At 62.4% G+C, this 16,788-nt stretch carries 14 protein-coding genes; 7 read left to right on the top strand and 7 right to left on the bottom strand.

Annotated features, from left to right (window positions below; translation table 11 throughout):
• The first annotated feature begins 15 nt into the window (after positions 1-15).
• The 3 genes from ACP7EW_RS23890 to metC are packed head-to-tail and all read left to right on the top strand — an operon-like array spanning position 16 to position 3,977.
• Complete coding sequence (locus ACP7EW_RS23890; protein WP_426220232.1) at positions 16-612, top strand: cysteine dioxygenase; 597 nt, start codon at positions 16-18, stop codon at positions 610-612.
• On the top strand, positions 609-1,256 hold the full coding sequence (locus ACP7EW_RS23885) for a glutathione S-transferase family protein (RefSeq protein ID WP_426220230.1): 648 nt from the start codon (positions 609-611) through the stop codon (positions 1,254-1,256). Before ACP7EW_RS23890 ends, ACP7EW_RS23885 begins: the two co-directional genes overlap by 4 nt.
• 27 nt (positions 1,257-1,283) lie before the next feature.
• Positions 1,284-3,977: a cystathionine beta-lyase gene (gene metC / locus ACP7EW_RS23880; RefSeq protein ID WP_426220228.1), complete on the top strand. Its 2,694-nt coding sequence runs from the start codon at positions 1,284-1,286 to the stop codon at positions 3,975-3,977.
• 41 nt (positions 3,978-4,018) lie between these two features.
• Here the strand turns inward: metC and ACP7EW_RS23875 are convergent, their stop codons facing one another.
• From ACP7EW_RS23875 to ACP7EW_RS23850, 6 genes are all read right to left on the bottom strand, one after another.
• Complete coding sequence (locus tag ACP7EW_RS23875) at positions 4,019-5,095, bottom strand: nucleoside hydrolase (protein ID WP_426220226.1); 1,077 nt, start codon at positions 5,093-5,095, stop codon at positions 4,019-4,021.
• A gap of 28 nt (positions 5,096-5,123) precedes the next feature.
• Positions 5,124-6,434, bottom strand: a complete 1,311-nt coding sequence (locus ACP7EW_RS23870) for an MFS transporter (protein WP_426220224.1) — start codon at positions 6,432-6,434, stop codon at positions 5,124-5,126.
• 162 nt (positions 6,435-6,596) lie between these two features.
• Positions 6,597-7,229, bottom strand: a complete 633-nt coding sequence (locus tag ACP7EW_RS23865) for an N-carbamoylsarcosine amidohydrolase (protein WP_426220222.1) — start codon at positions 7,227-7,229, stop codon at positions 6,597-6,599.
• Positions 7,230-7,297: 68 nt separating this feature from the next.
• Positions 7,298-8,050, bottom strand: a complete 753-nt coding sequence (locus tag ACP7EW_RS23860) for a maleate cis-trans isomerase family protein (RefSeq protein WP_426220220.1) — start codon at positions 8,048-8,050, stop codon at positions 7,298-7,300.
• 14 nt (positions 8,051-8,064) lie between these two features.
• Positions 8,065-8,862 carry an alpha/beta fold hydrolase gene (locus ACP7EW_RS23855; RefSeq protein ID WP_426220218.1) on the bottom strand — a complete coding sequence of 266 codons (798 nt, stop codon included), beginning with the start codon at positions 8,860-8,862 and terminating at the stop codon, positions 8,065-8,067.
• Complete coding sequence (locus tag ACP7EW_RS23850) at positions 8,859-9,992, bottom strand: FAD-dependent monooxygenase (RefSeq protein ID WP_016977979.1); 1,134 nt, start codon at positions 9,990-9,992, stop codon at positions 8,859-8,861. Before ACP7EW_RS23850 ends, ACP7EW_RS23855 begins: the two co-directional genes overlap by 4 nt.
• 309 nt (positions 9,993-10,301) lie before the next feature.
• Between ACP7EW_RS23850 and ACP7EW_RS23845 the strand changes: the two genes are divergently transcribed.
• The 4 genes from ACP7EW_RS23845 to ACP7EW_RS23830 all read left to right on the top strand — a co-directional run bounded on the left by ACP7EW_RS23845 (position 10,302) and on the right by ACP7EW_RS23830 (position 16,007).
• On the top strand, positions 10,302-11,354 hold the full coding sequence (locus ACP7EW_RS23845) for a 2,5-dihydroxypyridine 5,6-dioxygenase (protein ID WP_426220215.1): 1,053 nt from the start codon (positions 10,302-10,304) through the stop codon (positions 11,352-11,354).
• 60 nt (positions 11,355-11,414) lie between these two features.
• Positions 11,415-11,849 carry a MarR family winged helix-turn-helix transcriptional regulator gene (locus ACP7EW_RS23840; protein WP_426220318.1) on the top strand — a complete coding sequence of 145 codons (435 nt, stop codon included), beginning with the start codon at positions 11,415-11,417 and terminating at the stop codon, positions 11,847-11,849.
• Between the two features lie 142 nt (positions 11,850-11,991).
• The gene (locus tag ACP7EW_RS23835; protein ID WP_426220213.1) at positions 11,992-12,474 is read left to right on the top strand and encodes a (2Fe-2S)-binding protein; all 483 of its coding nucleotides are present in this window, start codon (positions 11,992-11,994) and stop codon (positions 12,472-12,474) included.
• A 5-nt stretch (positions 12,475-12,479) separates the two neighbouring features.
• Positions 12,480-16,007, top strand: coding sequence for a molybdopterin cofactor-binding domain-containing protein (locus ACP7EW_RS23830; protein WP_426220211.1), 3,528 nt, complete (start codon positions 12,480-12,482; stop codon positions 16,005-16,007).
• On the opposite strand, the gene ACP7EW_RS23825 is transcribed toward ACP7EW_RS23830, so the two are convergent.
• On the bottom strand, positions 16,004-16,642 hold the full coding sequence (locus ACP7EW_RS23825) for a TetR/AcrR family transcriptional regulator (protein WP_269134044.1): 639 nt from the start codon (positions 16,640-16,642) through the stop codon (positions 16,004-16,006). The genes ACP7EW_RS23830 and ACP7EW_RS23825 overlap by 4 nt on opposite strands.
• Positions 16,643-16,788 lie beyond the last annotated feature (146 nt).

Raw genomic sequence — 16,788 nt, 5'->3', positions numbered from 1 at the left:
AAGAGGAAATTCGTGATGAGTATCGAAAACCGTGCCGACGTGATCGAAGCTTTTTTGCAGCAGATCCGCGTCATCAACCAGCGTGGCGTAGACCGCGTGGCCTTGGATGAAATCGTTGGGCTGCTGGAAAACCTCGCCCAGCGCCGCGACCTGTTCAACTTTGATGAATTCCCCGCGCCCGTGCCGGGGCAGGGCAGCACGGCGTTCCGCTATCGCCTGAATGACGACGGTGATACGCCGACGCTCTACCTGAATTCGCTGTTGCCGGGCAAAAGCACGATCCCGCATAACCACGAGACCTGGGCGATCATCAGTGCCATCGAAGGCCAGGAGATCAACTACGTCTACGCGCGCAGCGATGAGGGTCGCGAGCCGGGGTTCACCACCCTGACGCTGGAGAAAGAAGTGATCGTGCAGCCGGGCACCTCGATCTCGTTCCTCGGTGAAGACCTGCATGGCATCAAGGTCGAGGGCGAGCAGGCGACGTTGCATTTCCACCTCTATGGCTTGCCGCTGGAATCGCTGAACGGCCGATATGGCGTGGAAGCGGACGGTCGCATCCTCAACTACAACGCCTCGCAGATGGCGCCGTCGATCAAGGCCTACGCATGATCGACCTTTATTACTGGCCAACCGGCAACGGCTTGAAGGTCGGCATCCTGCTCGAAGAGCTGGGTGTGGAATACCGCCTGGTGCCGGTGAACATCCGCGAAGGCCAGCAGAAACAGGCGGACTTCCAGCGCATCAGTGCCAACGGGCGCATCCCGGCGATTGTCGACTATCGCCCGGAGGTGCCGCTGAGCCTGTTCGAATCCGGCGCGATCCTCAATTACCTGGCCGACAGCGCCGGTCAGTTCTTGCCACCGGCGGGCACTGCCGAGCGGCAAAAGGTCCAGGAATGGTTGTTCTGGCAGGTGGGGCATATCACCCCGTATCTGAGCCAGTTGCAGCTGTTCAAGGAGAAGGCTCCGGAGCCGATTGCGTTTGCCCTCGACCTGCTCAACGCCGAAGCCACGCGCCTGTATCGGGTGCTGGAACAACGCCTGGCCGAGGTGCCCTATGTGGCGGGCGAATACTCGGTGGCGGACATGGCGATCTTCCCGTGGATTCAACCGCAGCGGCAGGGCCAGGACTTGGCCGATTACCCCCGTATCCAGGCCTGGCGTGAGCGCATCAAGGCGCGGCCGGCGGTGCAGCGTGCCTATGCCAAGGGTCGCGAAGTGGCCGCGGGCGAACGTTCGTTGGTGTTGCAGTAACTCTTTTCTTCAATTGTTGGGACTTCCATGAGCCAGACCATCACCCCCAGTCAACTGCAGCAATGGCTGTTCGACGGGCAGGAAATCGCCCTGTTCGACGTGCGCGAACACGGCCAATACGGTGAAGCCCACCTGTTTCACGGGGTGAACCTGCCCTATAGCCGTCTGGAACTGGAGGTACGCCGACTGGCGCCTAACCCCCAGGTGCGCCTGGTGATTTACGACCAGGATGGCGGTGATGTGGCGGCGCGCACGGCGCAACGTTTACGGGTGCTGGGCTATAGCCGCGTGCACGTGTTGGAGGGGGGCGCCGAAGGTTGGCAGGCCGCCGGCTTGCAACTGTTTGCCGGGGTACACGTGCCGTCCAAGGCGTTTGGCGAGTTGGTGGAAGAGGCCAGCCACACCCCGCACGTGACCGCTCGGCAACTGGCGCAGTGGCAAGCGCGCGGCGAGCCGTTGGTGGTGCTGGACGGTCGGCCGTTCGATGAATACCGCAAGATGACCATTCCCGGCTCCATCTGCTGCCCCAATGGTGAACTGGGATACCGCGTGCATGACCTGGTGCCGGATGACAGCACGCCCATCGTGGTCAACTGCGCTGGGCGCACACGCAGCATCATCGGCGCGCAGACCCTGATCAACCTGGGCCTGAAGAACCCGATCTATGCTTTGGAAAACGGCACGCAGGGCTGGTACCTGGAAGATTTCCAATTGGAACACGGCAGCACCCGCCGTTATGCGGATGAGGTCAGCAGCGACCTTACTCAACAGCGTCGGGCCGCACAGCGATTGGCCGAGCGGGCAGGGGTGGCGACCGTGTCGGCGGATCAGGTGCGTCAGTGGGCCGATGACGCTCAGCGCAGCCTGTTCCTGTGCGACGTGCGCACGGCTGAAGAGTTCGCCCTCGGCACATTGCCGGGTGCGCAGCATACGCCGGGCGGGCAGTTGATCCAGTCCACCGACCTGTACATCGGTGTGCGTCAGGCGCGCATTGTGCTGGTGGACAGTGATGGTGTGCGCGCACCGATTGTTTCCAGCTGGTTGCGCCAGTTGGGGCATGAGGCTTATGTATTGAACGGTGGCATCGACAGCGGGCTGGCCTTGCCGGTGTTGCAGCCGGTGGCGTATGAGCCGCTGCCGTTGATCAGCCCTCGCGCCTTTGAGTTGGGGGACGTCAACCTGATTGACCTGCGCCCGAGCATGGTCTTTCGAAAGGGGCATATTCCCGGTTCCCGGTGGTCGATCCGTTCGTTGCTGGAAACCGATCAGCGTCCGCTGGTACTGGTGGCGGATGATCCTGCGTTGGCCGCCTTCGCCGCCCAAGGGTTGCAGGCGCAGCTGCTCGACGGCGGTTTCGCCGCCTGGGCCGCGGCCGGTCTGCCGGTGAGTGAGGACCCGCAAAACCCGCCCGACGCGCAATGTATCGACTTTCTGTTTTTTACCCACGACCGCCACAGCGGCAACAAGGACGCCGCGCGCCAGTACCTGGCCTGGGAAATCGGCCTGTTGGCGCAGATGAGCACGGCAGAGATCGCCAGCCTCAAGCCGTTGGCCGCTCCATCGCGGGTGCGCACTCGGTTGATTCACGCGGCTCGCACCGAAAAAGGCCATGGCGGCCGCGCGGTCAACGTGCCGGTTGCGCGCATCAGCACCGTGCTGTTCGACAACCTGGCGCAGATGCGTGACGCCCGTGCCCGCCGTGACAGTGAGCGGGTGTTGACCTACGGCGCACGCGGCAACCCGACTTCCCACGCCCTGGAAGACCTGGTCACCGAACTGGAGGGCGGCTATCGCACTCGTCTCTACGGCACCGGCCTGGCCGCAGCGGCCCAGGTGTTCCTGGCGTATCTGCGCCCCGGCGATCATGTGCTGATCACCGATGCGGTGTATTCGCCGGTGCGCAAGTTGGCTCGCGAGTTCCTGCAGGCGTTCGGCATTGAAGTCAGCTATTTTTCGCCGGACGGCAAAGGCCTGGAAGCCCAGTTGCAAGCCAATACCCAACTGGTCTACGCCGAAGTCCCGGGTTCGTTGCTCTACGAACTGTGCGACCTGCCCGCCATTGCCGCGTTGTGCAAACCGCGCAATATCTTGCTGGCCGTGGACAACACCTGGGGCTCGGGCTACCTGTATCGCCCGCTGGCGTTGGGCGCGGATATTTCCATCATGGCCCTCACCAAATACCTCGGCGGCCATAGCGACGTGATGATGGGCAGCGTGTCCACCACCCAGGCCGCGTGGCCGGCGTTGGGCCGGATGAGCGATACCTTCGGCAATGCTGTCAGCGCGGACGATGCCTACCTGATCCTGCGCGGTGCACGCACCCTGGCCTCGCGCCTGGATGTGCATGAGCGACAGGCGCTGGATGTCGCGCTGTGGTTGCAGGCGCAGCCGCAGGTCAAGCGCGTGTTCCATCCGGCGTTGCCCGAACATCCGGGGCATGCGCTGTGGCGGCGGGATTTCACCGGCAGCAATGGCTTGCTCTCATTTGAGTTGAACAGCGCTGACCTGGCCTATCTCGAGCGCTTCATCGACGGCCTGCAATTGTTCGGATTGGGCGCTTCATGGGGCGGCTATGAAAGCCTGGTCACCGTGGCCGATACCCAGGACCGCGACAGCGCGGCGGACCGAGGGCTGAACCCGATGGTACGCCTGCATATCGGACTGGAAGATGTGGCGGCGCTGATCGAGGACCTGCAACGCGGGTTTGCGCTGGCGGGTTGAGGCAAAAAACGCTCCCACCGTGCGTGGGAGCGTTCGCCCGGTCAGTGCTTGACCGGCGTTGGCAGGGTCACCAGGTTGACGTAGCCATCCCAGAATTTCTTCTGGTCCACGCCGAACACCACCTTGGCTTTCTGCGTGCCCACGGGTGCGCCTTTCTGGTAGCCGAGTGCACGGCCGTAGTCGGCACCGAAGGTGGCGTCCACATCGACCCACAGTTCCCGGGACTCGGTGACGATGTCCGGGTTGACCAGATACAGCGCCGGCAAGCTGTCCCAGGTAAAGCTGTGGTAGCTCGGGTCCTTGTCGAACAAGGGGCCGAACTCGTGCTTGTACAGGTCGGCAATCGCGCCTTTCTGGGCAATCACACGCTGGTACACCGTTTTATCGAAGGTGACTTTCTCGCACACATCGTTCGGGAAAATCACGTGTTCGATCGGCGAGCGCAGCACGATCTTCGCGGCCTCCGGGTCGAACCACCAGTTGAATTCCGCCGCCGGCGTGGTGTTGCCCGGAATCTCCAGGGCGCCGCCCATGTACACGATGCGCTTGATCAGCGGCACGATATCCGGCGCCGAACGAATCGCCAGGGCGACGTTGGTCAGCGGGCCGACCGCCAGAATCGTTACCTGATGCGGGTTGGCGCGCACGCTGTCGACGATGAATTGCGCGGCGGTTTCCTTGCGCAACTGGGTGTGCGTCGCCAGGCCATCCGGCGGTGCGATCAACTGCTTGGCCGAAGTCGGGCGGGGATTCTTGAATGCCCCCGGCCAGCCGGAGCCGAACAGCGCCTTTTCCGCCTCGTAGGTGGCGTAGTCATGCAGCAACGGGTAGGCAGCGCCGGAGTAGACGCCAACCTCTTTCTCCACGCCCATGCGCTCCACGGCCTTGAGCGCATCAACCTGCTCCTGGTCGACCCAGGCGTTGCCGCTGACCAGGGTCATGCCCAGCAACTCGATACGTTTTTGCGCATGGAGCTGGGCGAGCATGATGAAGGCCTGGCCGTCATCGTTGAGCACGTTGAAGTCGGTGTCGAAAATGACTTTCTCCGCAGCCTGGGCGGTGCCGGCACACAGGCCGACGGCAACCAGCAGCGCGCAGCTTTTCAGGAAACCTTGCATGGTGATTCATCCGAAAAAATTGTTGTTATCAACGGTTCACCAGTTTCGCCGGCAAGGCGATGACCAGGAAGCTGCTGAGGATCAGGCAGCCGGCGAAAAACCACAAGGCACCCGCACTGCTGCCTGTGACGTCGATCGCAACGCCCATCAACGAGTTGCTCACCAAGCCTGCGATATTCGCCACCGAACAGGCCAGGGCAAAACCGGTGGCCGCCGCGGTGCCTTTGAGAAAGGTCGCCGGCAGGCTGAAGAACACCGGCACCGCGCCGATGATCGCCGCCGAGGCAATCGCGAACAGCGCCACGGTGGCCGCCACATTATGGGTAAAGAAGGTGCTGGTGGCCATGGCCGCCGCGCCGATGAAAAACGGCACGATGATGTGCCAGCGGCGTTCGCGGTGTTTGTCGGAGCTGGCGCCAATCAGCAGCATGCCGAGCAGGGCGGCCACGCTCGGCAGTGCAGTGAGCACGCCGATATGGAAGGTGTCGGTGACCCCGGCGTTGCGGATGAACGTCGGCATCCAGAAGCCCATGGCGTAGGCGCTGAGCAGGATCGAGAAGTCGATACCACCGAGCATCCACACCTTGAGGTTGAAGAAACCGTCGCGGAAGCTGTGCTTGCTGGCGGCACCATCGGCGTCGTCCTTGCGCAGTTCGCTTTCCAGCAGGGCTTTTTCCTCGTCCGACAGCCATTTGGCTTGCTGGTAGGTGTTGGGCAGGGCCCAGAAGGTCAGCACGCCCAGCAACACGCTGGGCACCGCTTCGATCAGGAACAGCCACTGCCAGCCGCGCAGGCCGCACATGTGGTCGAAGTGGCCCATGATCCAGCCGGACAGCGGGCCGCCGATCACGCTGGAGAGCGGCAGACCGATCATGAACAACGCGATGATGCGCCCGCGTCGATGGGTGGGGAACCAGGTGGTCAGGTAGTACAACACACCCGGCAGAAAGCCCGCCTCGGCAGCGCCGAGCAGAAAACGCAGGATGTAGAACTGGGTCGTGGAGGTGACCAGCATGGTGCAGGCCGAGAGCAGGCCCCAGGTGATCATGATGCGCGCGATCCAGATCTTCGCGCCGACCCGCTCCAGCACCAGGTTGCTGGGGACCTCAAAGAGGATATAGCCGACAAAGAACAGCCCGGCGCCGAGGCCGAACGCGGTTTCGCTGAACTGCAACTGGTCGAGCATCTGCAACTTGGCGAAGCCGATGTTGATGCGGTCCAGGTAGGCGGCGAGGTAGCAGAAGCACAGGAAGGGGATCAGCTTCCAGGTGATCTTGTGGTAGAGCGTGTTGACGGGGTCTGCGACCGAGGTCGCGGGCGCTGCATTCGCAATGGGCATTGGGTGTCTCCTGGCGGTGACTTATGGTTTTTATACAGCCGCTTTTGTTCCAGCACTTCGGAGTGCTGTAGAAGCGACTTCCAAAGGCAGTGTCAGAAGACTGGGGCGTGGGCCCCAGTTTGATGCAAGACCACGCTCTATGGCGCAGTTCTTAATAACGTCTTATTGCTCCCTGAACTTGCGCATTGCCTCCTGCTTGCTCACCACGTCGCCATACTTGCTGTCGATATCGAACAGGTTGGCCTCATGGGGCGCCGGGTGCCGATCGCCGACGCATTCGCGCACGACGATGGTGCGAAACCCGTGTTGCACCGCATCCACCGCCGTGGCGCGGATGCAGCCGCTGGTGGAACAGCCGGCCAGCACGACGGTGTCGATGCCCTGGGCATGCAGCATTGGCGCCAGGCTGCTGCCGAAAAACGCGCTGGCGTACTGTTTGGTAATGACGACTTCCTCGGCCAGTGGCAACACCTTGGCGCAGAACGCCGCCAATGGGTTGCCTTCGACCATGTCCTTCATCACCGGGGCTTTTTTCACCCAGATCCCGCCATCGACGAAATGGCCGGGATGGTAGCGGATATTGGTGTGCACCACCGCAATCCCGTGTTGGCGTGCGGTGGCCAGCAGCTCGACGCTTTCTGCCACGGCCGTGACCACGCCAGGCGCAAACAGCGGCGCGCCTTCGGTGGTGTAGCCCTGCATGAAGTCGATCATCAGCAGTGCGGCTTTTTTGCCAAAGCCGATGCGGTTGCCCCATACGCCCTGGTAGTTGGCGTCGGCGGATTGTTCACTCATCTATAGAGTCCTCATTTTTAGGCCGTACACATTCCCTGTGGCGAGCGGGGTGGTCCTCCAGATTCACTTCAGTAGGCACCGGAAAGCAGGGCACCGGCACCCGGCACGATGGGCTCCAGGTCCAACGCCTTGAGCATCGCGTAGGTGGTGGCAATGGCGGCGGTGAGTACCGGTTTGCCGGTTTGCGCCTCGACCTTGGCCACCACCGGCAGCGACTGCATCTGCACGCAGGCAGACAGCACGATCACGTCGACGCCTTCCAGGTTCATCCCGGCGACGATGGCCGGCAGGTTGGCCGGGTCGTGGCGGGCCACTTCGAGGTTGTCGGGGATTTCCAGGGCGCGCCAATCCACTACTTCAAAGCCTTCTTCACGGATGTAGTTCACCACCAGCTCGGTCAGCGGTTTCATGTACGGCGCGACGATGGCGATGCGCTTGGCACCCATCACTTTCAGGCCTTCGATCAACGCGCCGGCGCTGGTGATCACCGGCGCGTTGGCGTCGTTCTCGGCAGTGGCCTTGCGCAGGCGCTGTTCGGAGTTGCGGTGGTAACCCAGGCCCATCGCCATGATCGCCACCAGGCATGCATAGCCCAGCACATCGACCTTGGCGTCCGACAGCTCAATGGCGCAACGGTCGGATTCGCCGTCCATGGCCGCCAGTTCTTCCTTGCGCACTTGCTTCATGCGCATGCGGCTGGAGTGAAAGGTGAAGCGCTCGGGACGGATCGCCTGGCGCGCGGTGAGCATCGCCGGAATCTCGGTTTCCATGGTGGTGTTGGAGCTCGGCACGATTTGGCCGATGCGGTAAGGCTTCTGCATGGGGGTCTCCATTCTTATTGTGTGAGGAAGTCGCCGAGGGCGACGAAGAAACCGTCGAGGTCGTCCCACGGAATCATGTGGCCGGCGTCTGGCACGCGGGCGACGTGGATACTCGGTTGCAGGTCCTGGATTTCGGCAATGTCCTCATCAAGGATCACGCCGCCACGCCCGGCCACCATCAACAGGGCAGGGGCCTTGAGGTGGGGCAGGTCCTGGTGGAAATCCACATCGTGGAAGTCATTGAAGGCACGCACGATGGCGGGCTCGTAGCAGGTGTGCAGCCATTCGGCGCGCAGTTGCAGTTGTTCCTGGGTCCAGGTGGCGCAGAAGGCGCGCATCGCCTGCGCGTCCATGCCGACCAGGGATTGGCGGATGGAGTCGACGTACCACGGCAGCTTGCTCGGGTATTCGCGTCGGCCTGGGCCTGACACCGGTGGGTCGATCAACACCACGCGCTTCACGCCTTGAGGGTGTTTGACGGCACTGCGCACGGCAAAACGGGCACCCATGGAGTGGCCCATCAGGTGGTAGCTGTCCAGGTTCAATGCGTCGGCAAAGGCGCCGATGTCCTCGGCGCAGGTGTCCGCGCTGTAATCCAGGTCAGGACCGGTCGAAGACAGGCCGCGACCGCGCACATCCAGCACGTAAGTGTCGAACTGCGCGCCGAGGCGTTCGGCAACAAAGCCCCAGGTGATGGCCGGGCTGGTGATGCCGGGGATCAGGATCAGCACCGGGCCCTTGCCGCCATAACGCAGGTAGTGCTGGCGAATGCCGTTGGCCTGCACGTTGGCGCCGTAGAGAAAAGTGCTCACGCGGCCACCCCCGATTTCAGTTCCTGGGCGTACAAGTCATAGCCATAAACCCAGGCCGGATCTTCCTGGGTGCGCAGCCAGGTGTTGGCATTGGACACGGCCTGCACGCGGGATGCGCGTTCCTTGCGGTTGGCTTCGTAGAGCTGGAAGGCGGTGCGGTAGTCGCTGATGCCGGTTTCCTGCAGGCAGCGGGTGAGCATGGCGGCGTCTTCGATGGCCATGCCGGCGCCCTGGGCCATGTGCGGTTTCATCGGGTGGCAGGCATCGCCGAGGAGTACCAGACGGCCACGGCTCCACAACGGCAGCGGGTTGCGGTTGCGCAGCGGCCATTTGGTCACGCTTTCGGTGGATTCGATCAGGGCCTGGACGGTGGGGTGGTAGCCCTTGAAGGCGTCGAACATCTCTTCGCGACTGCTGTCGACGAACGCACCCTGGAAGTCCCATTCGGCATGGGGCACGCCGGTCACGTAGTAGTACTCGTCGCGCTTGCCGGTGGTGTAGTAGACCATCATGTGGCGGTCTTCGGTCCACCACTTGATGCAGTCTTCGAACTTCAGGTCGTACTTGGCGAGCTGGTCACCCCGGATCAGCGCACGGTGCGCGACCCAGCCGCTGTACAGCGGTTTTTCCACGCCGAGCAGTTCTTCGCGGATCTTGGAATTGATGCCGTCGGCGCCGATCACGATGTCGGCGTAGGTCACCTGGCCATCGGCGAAGGTCAGGCGTACCTGGGTGTCGGTTTCTTCAAGGGTTTCCAGGCGCTTGTTGAAGTGCAGTGTGCCGGGCTTGAGGGTGGACATCTGCAGCGCATGCAGGTCGCCACGGTGCACGGTGATGTAGGACGCGCCATAGCCGGTGAGCGGGATGCGCGACAGGTAGTCGCCGCTCTCGCCGCAACGACTGAACCAGTGCTCGGGGTGCGAGCCCATCAGGTCCAGCTGCTTTTCGATGCCCATGCGGCGGAAGATTTTCATGATGTTGGGGCCCATGTGGATCCCCGCGCCCAAGCGGGAAAACTCCGGCGCCTGCTCGTAGACATCCACGTCGAAGCCGGCTTGCTGCAACAGGGTGGCTGCGGCGGCACCGCCCAGGCCTGCGCCGACGATGGCGATTTTCTGAGTGCTTCCCATGGGGCGTGTTCCTCTCTCTTTTTTGATTTTCGGCGGCGTCTGTCCGCAAGGTTTTTAAAGTGTATACGCTCATTTTTTGAAATGGGAAGCCTGTCTTTGCAAATTTATTTTTTGGCCGTATTTGTCCTGTGTAACGGTTTATTGTTAGCAATTGCTAGGTTTGTTTCAATACGTAACGTTTTTGCGCACCGCTTGCAGTCTGACTGCAATTCGGGTCTTATCGTTATTAAATGGCGTATACGCTATAAAAAACGCACTAGAGTGAAGCGCAGTGCCTGAACTTGGTGCAGGCCCACAGGAGACAGGAAAATGCCGGTAAGTGATTGCGAACTGACCCAGATGTTTGAACACGTGTTGACGCTGTCCAAGGTCGACCCGACCCAGAGCGTAGCCGTGCTCAAGAGCCATTACTCCGACCCGCGCACCGTGCGTGCCGCGATGGACGGCGCGCAGCGCCTGGGGGCCAAGGTGTATGCGGTGGAGTTGCCGTCGTTCAACCATCCCAGGGCGATGGGCAATGACATGACCGCCTACTGTGGCGACACCGCGCTCACCGGCAATATCGCCGCCCAGCGTGCACTGGAAGCCGCCGACTTGATCGTCGACACCATGATGCTGCTGCACTCGCCAGAGCAGGAGCAGATCCTCAAGACCGGCACGCGCATCCTGCTGGCGGTGGAGCCGCCGGAAGTACTGGCGCGCATGCTGCCGACCGAAGAGGACAAGGTGCGTGTACTGGCGGCCGAACAGTTGCTGAAAAAAGCGCGCTCGATCCACGTGAAATCCCGTGCCGGCAGTGACTTCCGCGCCGCCTTGGGGCAGTACCCGTCGGTGACCGAATACGGTTTTGCCGATGAGCCGGGACGCTGGGACCATTGGCCGAGTGGTTTCCTGTTCTCCTGGCCCAACGAAGAAACCGCCGAAGGCGTGCTGGTGCTGGACATCGGTGACATCCTGCTGCCGTTCAAGACCTATACCCGCGAGAAGATCACCCTGGAGATCGAGAAGGGCTTCATCACCAACATCCACGGTGGTTTCGAGGCTGAATACCTGCGTGACTACATGAAGTACTTCAACGACCCCGAGGTGTACGGCATCTCCCATATCGGCTGGGGCCTGCAGCCACGGGCGCAGTGGACGGCCATGGGCTTGCACGACAAGAACGACGGCATGTGCATGGACGCGCGGGCGTTCTATGGCAATTTCCTGTTCTCCACCGGGCCGAATACCGAAGTGGGCGGGACACGCAAGACGCCGTGCCATATGGATATTCCGCTGCGCAATTGCGATGTGTACCTGGATGATGAAGCGGTTGTGATTGCCGGGGATGTGGTTGCGCCGCAAGCCTCCCGCGCCCGCTGATCAGAGGTGTGGGGATGGAGTATCATGCCTCCCCACGTTAGCCACCCACCGAGCCCCGCCGTGCCAGATTCCTACGTCTTTTCTGAACAAGTCGGCCACCTGTTGCGCAAGGCCTACCAGCGCCACCTGGCGATCTTTCAGCAGAATGTTGGCGATTCCCAGCTCACCGCCGTGCAGTTCGTCACCCTGTGTGCCCTGCGCGATCACGGTGCAAGCTCCCTGACCGAACTGGTCAAGGCCACGGCCGTGGACCAGGCGACCATTCGCGGCATCGTCGAGCGGCTCAAGACCAAGGCGCTGATCAGCCTGGAACCGGACCCGCAGGACAAGCGCAAAGTGGTGGTGGACCTGTCCCCGGCAGGCGCCGAACTGGTCGCCCAGACCGCGCCGCGCGCTGCGCAGATCAGCGAATTGACCCTGAGCAATCTCAACCCGGCCGAACGGGTCGCGGTGTTGTTCCTGTTGCGCAAGATGATCGACGACCCGCAGGAATAATCGCAGCTGGCATCGATCTTGCTCTGAGTTCATGTAGTAGCCACTTCATCCGTCAAGTGTGTCGTGAGGCCCCAGGCCCACGACGCTTTTTTTTGACTGTTTGATGTAGTGAATACTTCACCAACTGTTACGGGCGAAGCGAATGATCAGCCAGCACATCACGGTAACGCTTGAGGTCAACGGGCAGAAAAGCGACGTCAGCGCCATGGCGGACACGCCGCTGTTGCTGGTGCTGCGCAATGACCTGGAACTCAATGGCCCCAAATACGGCTGCGGCCTGGGGGAGTGCGGTGCCTGCACCGTGATCATCGATGGAGTGGCGGCCCGTTCCTGTGTGTTTCCGTTGTCGGGGGCTGTGGGCCGCGAGATTGTCACCCTGGAAGGTCTGGGCTCACGCCAGGAGCCGCACCCGGTGCAACAAGCCTTTATCGACGAGCAGGCCGCGCAATGTGGCTACTGCCTCAACGGCATGATCATGACCACCAAGGCCTTGCTCGACCGTAACCCCAACCCCAGCGAAGCCGAGGTGCGCAACGAGCTGTCGGGCAACCTCTGCCGTTGCGGCACCCATATCGAAATCCTGCGCGCCGTGCTGCGTGCGGCCCGCCTGATGACCGTGGATTGATGACCATGACCGACACCCCCCTTTCCCGTGACCAGTGGCTGGCCAAGGCCGGCGTTTTGTTGATCGTCGATGACGTGCTGCCGCCTTCGGGGCCGGTGGCAAAGGGCGGCACGCCCACCGTGAAACCCAAGGAACTGGGGCTGTTCATTGCGGTAAACGATGACGGCCTGGTGTACGCGTTCAATGGCCATGTGGACCTGGGCACCGGTATTCGCACATCGTTGGCGCAGATCGTCGCCGAAGAGCTTGACCTGACGATGGAGCAGGTGAAGATGGTGCTCGGCGACACCGAGCGTGTGCCCAACCAGGGCGCAACCATCGCCAGTGCGACCTTGCAGATTTCCGCGGTACCCCTGCGCAATGCCGCAGCCGAAGCGCGGCGTTTCCTGTTGGCGCGGGCGGCGGGGCGCCTGGGTGTGAGCACGGCCAGCCTGAAGGTCGATGCTGGCGTCATCCACGCAGCCGACGGGCGCACCGCCACGTATGCCGAACTGGTCAGCGGCCAGCATGACCAACTGCGCATCAGCGGTGACGCGCCGCTCAAACCCATCGAGGACTACCGCCTGGTGGGCAAGGGCGCTGCGCGAGTGGATATCCCCGGCAAAGCCACGGGCGAGCTGACCTACGTACACGACATGCGCGTGCCGGGCATGCTGCATGGCAGGGTGATTCGCCCGCCGTATGCCGGGCTCGATTGTGGCGATTTTGTCGGCAACAGCCTGTTGAGCGTGGATGAGTCGTCCATCGCGCATATCCCCGGTATCGTCGCGGTGGTGGTGATCCGCGATTTTGTCGGTGTGGTGGCGCTGCGTGAAGAGCAGGCGGTCAAGGCCGCCAGCGAATTGCAGGTGCACTGGAAACCCTGGAACCACGCGTTACCGGACATGAGTGATGTTGAACAGGCGATCCGCGACAACCCCCGCGTACGCCGAACCGTGCTTGACCAGGGCAATGTCGACGAAGCCCTGGCCGGCGCCAGCCAACGCATGCCGCGCAGTTATCTCTGGCCGTACCAGATGCACGGTTCGATCGGCCCGTCCTGCGGCGTGGCGGATTATTCGCCAGCCCGCAGCCGGGTGTGGTCAGGCAGCCAGAACCCGCATCTGTTGCGCGCCGACCTGGCGTGGTTGCTGGAGTGCGATGAAGCGCTGATCGATGTGATCCGCATGGAAGCCGCCGGCTGCTACGGGCGCAATTGTGCGGATGACGTGTGCGCCGATGCCTTGCTGTTGTCCCGTGCGGTGGGCAAGCCGGTGCGCGTGCAACTGACCCGCGAGCAGGAACACCTGTGGGAGCCCAAGGGCACCGCGCAACTGATGAATGTCGATGGCGGTCTCAACGCCGACGGTAGCATCGCGGCCTACGATTTTGAAACCAGCTATCCGTCCAACGGCGCACCGACCCTGGCGTTGCTGCTGACCGGCCGTGTAGAGCCGGTGGCGGCGATGTTCGAGATGGGCGACCGCACCTCGATCCCGCCTTACGACATCGAGAATATGCGCGTGACCATCAACGACATGGCGCCCATCGTGCGCGCGTCGTGGATGCGCGGCGTGTCGGCCTTGCCTAACACCTTTGCCCACGAGTCCTACATCGACGAACTGGCGTTCGCCGCCGGCGTCGACCCGGTGGAATACCGCCTGCGTTACTTGAAGGACGAGCGCGCCATCGACCTGGTAAAGTCCACCGCCGAACGCGCCAACTGGGCGCCGCGCACTGCGCCGATGCAAACCGCCAACGAGGACCATCTGCTGCGTGGCCGTGGCTTTGCCTATGCGCGCTACATCCACAGCAAATTCCCCGGATTCGGCGCGGCCTGGGCGGCGTGGGTGGCGGATGTGGCCATCGACAAGCAAACCGGCGACGTGTCGGTGACCCGCGTGGTGATCGGGCATGACTCCGGGATGATGATCAACCCGGCCGGCGTGCAGCACCAGATCCACGGTAATGTGATCCAGTCCACCAGCCGCGTGTTGAAGGAACGGGTGACGTTTGAAGAGTCGACGGTGGCGAGCAAGGAGTGGGGCGGTTATCCGATCTTGACCTTCCCCGAAGTGCCACAGATCGACGTGATGATGATGCCGCGCCAGGACCAGCCACCCATGGGCGCCGGAGAGTCGGCGTCGGTGCCCAGTGCGGCGGCGATTGCCAATGCGATCTATGACGCCACCGGCATTCGTTTTCGCGAGCTGCCGATCACCCCGGAGCGGGTGTTGGCAGCGTTGAATGCGGGCACCTTGGGCGAGCCGGCCAAGTCGCCGGAGAAACGCCGCAAATGGTGGTTTGGTGCGCTGTTCGCCACGTTGGGGGCGGTGCTCGCGACGGCCTGGCCGTTCCACAGTGAAATCGCGCCGATTGCACCGCCCAGCGCCGGCACTTGGTCCAAGGCCACTTTGGAGCGCGGGCGGTTGCTGGCGGCGGTGGGCGATTGCGCGGTGTGCCACACGGCGCCCGGTGGCGCGACCAATGCCGGTGGATTGGCCATGGAAACACCGTTCGGCACGCTGTACAGCACCAATATCACCCCGGATGTGCAGACCGGCATTGGCGCCTGGTCCTACCCGGCCTTCGAGCGGGCGATGCGTGACGGTATTGGTCGTGACGGGCGCAATCTGTATCCGGCGTTTCCTTATACGGCGTTTCGCAATATCAACGATGCGGACATGCAGGCGTTGTACGCCTATTTGATGTCTCAGGCCCCGGTGAGCCAGGCGCCGACGCCGAATGCGATGAGCTTTCCGTTCAATCTGCGGCCGTTGATGGCGGGCTGGAATGCCCTGAACCTGCGGCGCGGTGAGATCTCGGTGCAGCCTGAGCGCAGCGAGCAATGGAATCGCGGCAATTACCTGGTCAACGGCCTGGGCCACTGCGCCGCCTGCCATTCGCCGCGCAACCTGATGGGCGCGGAGAAGGGCGGCAAGTCCTTTCTGGCCGGTGGCAGGGTCGATGGTTGGGAGGCGCCGGCCCTCAATGGTTTGTCCAAGGCCCCGACGCCGTGGACCCAAGACCAACTGTTTAGCTACCTGAGCACCGGCTATTCCGACGCCCATGGCGTGGCGGCTGGCCCGATGGGGCCGGTGGTCAGTGAATTGTCGAAACTGCCCAAGGCGGATATCCGCGCGATGGCGGTGTACCTGGCCTCGCTCAACGGTGATGCGGCTGCCGAGACCCAGGTGGCTGCGGCGGCCAGCGTGCCGAATCCGAACGGTCGACGGGTGTTCGAAGGCTCCTGCAAGGCCTGCCATGCGGATGGCCTGGGGCCGAAACTGTTTGGGGTGAGCCCGTCGTTGGCGACCAATACCAATGTACACAGCGATCAGCCGGATAATTTGATCAAGGTGATTTTGCAGGGCATCAGCAACCCGGCGACCAAAGATCTGGGGTATATGCCGGGGTTCAAGGACAGTTTGTCCAATAGCCAGGTGGCGGATCTGGCGGCCTACCTACGCGGCAAATTCGCACCGAACGCGCCGCAGTGGAATGGCCTGGAACAGAAGGTGGCGCATTTGCGCGCGAATCCAGGCACCCACTAAGGCGTCACGCCGCGCAGCACTAGGTCACTGATAAACCCCAGCCAATCCTGCTGTTGGCCTTTGTTTGCCAGGTCTTCACCGAGGAACGAGCTGAGGGTATGGCGGTTGGAGTTATAAAAGTAGCACAGCGAGGCGATCATCAAATACACGTGCTTGAGGTCCACATCCCGGCGAAACACGCCTTGGGCCTGGCCCGCCTCGATGATCGGGCGCAGCACGCCGACCGCTTCCCCGGACAACCTGCGCATCTCGCCGGACTGTTGCGCGTGCTTGCCCTGGTGCAGGTTTTCGATGCTCAGGATCGCCACGAACTCCGGGTGCTTGACGTAGTAATGCCAGATGAACGCCACCAGGTCGCGCAGCGCCTGCTCGGGTGCATCGAGGTTCAGCTTGAGCTTGCTTTCGGCTTTGTTGAACTGCTCGTAGGTGTGTTCCAGCACACAGACGAACAGGTGTTCCTTGCTGCCGAAGTAGTAATAGAGCATGCGGTCGTTGGAGTCCGCCTCCTTGGAGATACTGTCGACACGCCCGCCGGAGTAACCGTCGCGGGTGAACACCTTGACCGCCGCCTGCAGGATGCGCGCACGGGTCTGGTCGGCCTGTTGGGCGCGGATGCCGGTCTTCTTGATCGCCATGTGAAAGTGCCTGGTCAGACAGTCTGGGCGCGAAATATAGCATGGGGTTTTTCGTGTCCGTTCTATGACCGACAAGTTCTGTAATAAAAACGCCATTGCGCTGGGGATTAAATTCGCGGCGGGCTATTTTGGTGCGTCTCAATAAC

Origin of the sequence: Pseudomonas sp. DWRC2-2, from assembly GCF_049897885.1 — a bacterium.
Taxonomy (GTDB): domain Bacteria; phylum Pseudomonadota; class Gammaproteobacteria; order Pseudomonadales; family Pseudomonadaceae; genus Aquipseudomonas; species Aquipseudomonas azotoformans_A.
The sequence above is the reverse complement of the archived record's forward strand: the minus strand, read 5'-3'. Positions and strand labels throughout refer to the sequence as shown.

What these genes read in the sequence shown, in the direction of transcription:
- ACP7EW_RS23890 (WP_426220232.1), top strand. Translation starts at nt 16, where the DNA reads ATGAGTATCGAAAACCGTGCCGACGTGATCGAAGCTTTTTTGCAGCAG.
- ACP7EW_RS23885 (WP_426220230.1), top strand. Translation starts at nt 609, where the DNA reads ATGATCGACCTTTATTACTGGCCAACCGGCAACGGCTTGAAGGTCGGC.
- metC (WP_426220228.1), top strand. Translation starts at nt 1,284, where the DNA reads ATGAGCCAGACCATCACCCCCAGTCAACTGCAGCAATGGCTGTTCGAC.
- ACP7EW_RS23875 (WP_426220226.1), bottom strand. Translation starts at nt 5,095, where the DNA reads ATGCAAGGTTTCCTGAAAAGCTGCGCGCTGCTGGTTGCCGTCGGCCTG.
- ACP7EW_RS23870 (WP_426220224.1), bottom strand. Translation starts at nt 6,434, where the DNA reads ATGCCCATTGCGAATGCAGCGCCCGCGACCTCGGTCGCAGACCCCGTC.
- ACP7EW_RS23865 (WP_426220222.1), bottom strand. Translation starts at nt 7,229, where the DNA reads ATGAGTGAACAATCCGCCGACGCCAACTACCAGGGCGTATGGGGCAAC.
- ACP7EW_RS23860 (WP_426220220.1), bottom strand. Translation starts at nt 8,050, where the DNA reads ATGCAGAAGCCTTACCGCATCGGCCAAATCGTGCCGAGCTCCAACACC.
- ACP7EW_RS23850 (WP_016977979.1), bottom strand. Translation starts at nt 9,992, where the DNA reads ATGGGAAGCACTCAGAAAATCGCCATCGTCGGCGCAGGCCTGGGCGGT.
- ACP7EW_RS23845 (WP_426220215.1), top strand. Translation starts at nt 10,302, where the DNA reads ATGCCGGTAAGTGATTGCGAACTGACCCAGATGTTTGAACACGTGTTG.
- ACP7EW_RS23835 (WP_426220213.1), top strand. Translation starts at nt 11,992, where the DNA reads ATGATCAGCCAGCACATCACGGTAACGCTTGAGGTCAACGGGCAGAAA.
- ACP7EW_RS23830 (WP_426220211.1), top strand. Translation starts at nt 12,480, where the DNA reads ATGACCGACACCCCCCTTTCCCGTGACCAGTGGCTGGCCAAGGCCGGC.
- ACP7EW_RS23825 (WP_269134044.1), bottom strand. Translation starts at nt 16,642, where the DNA reads ATGGCGATCAAGAAGACCGGCATCCGCGCCCAACAGGCCGACCAGACC.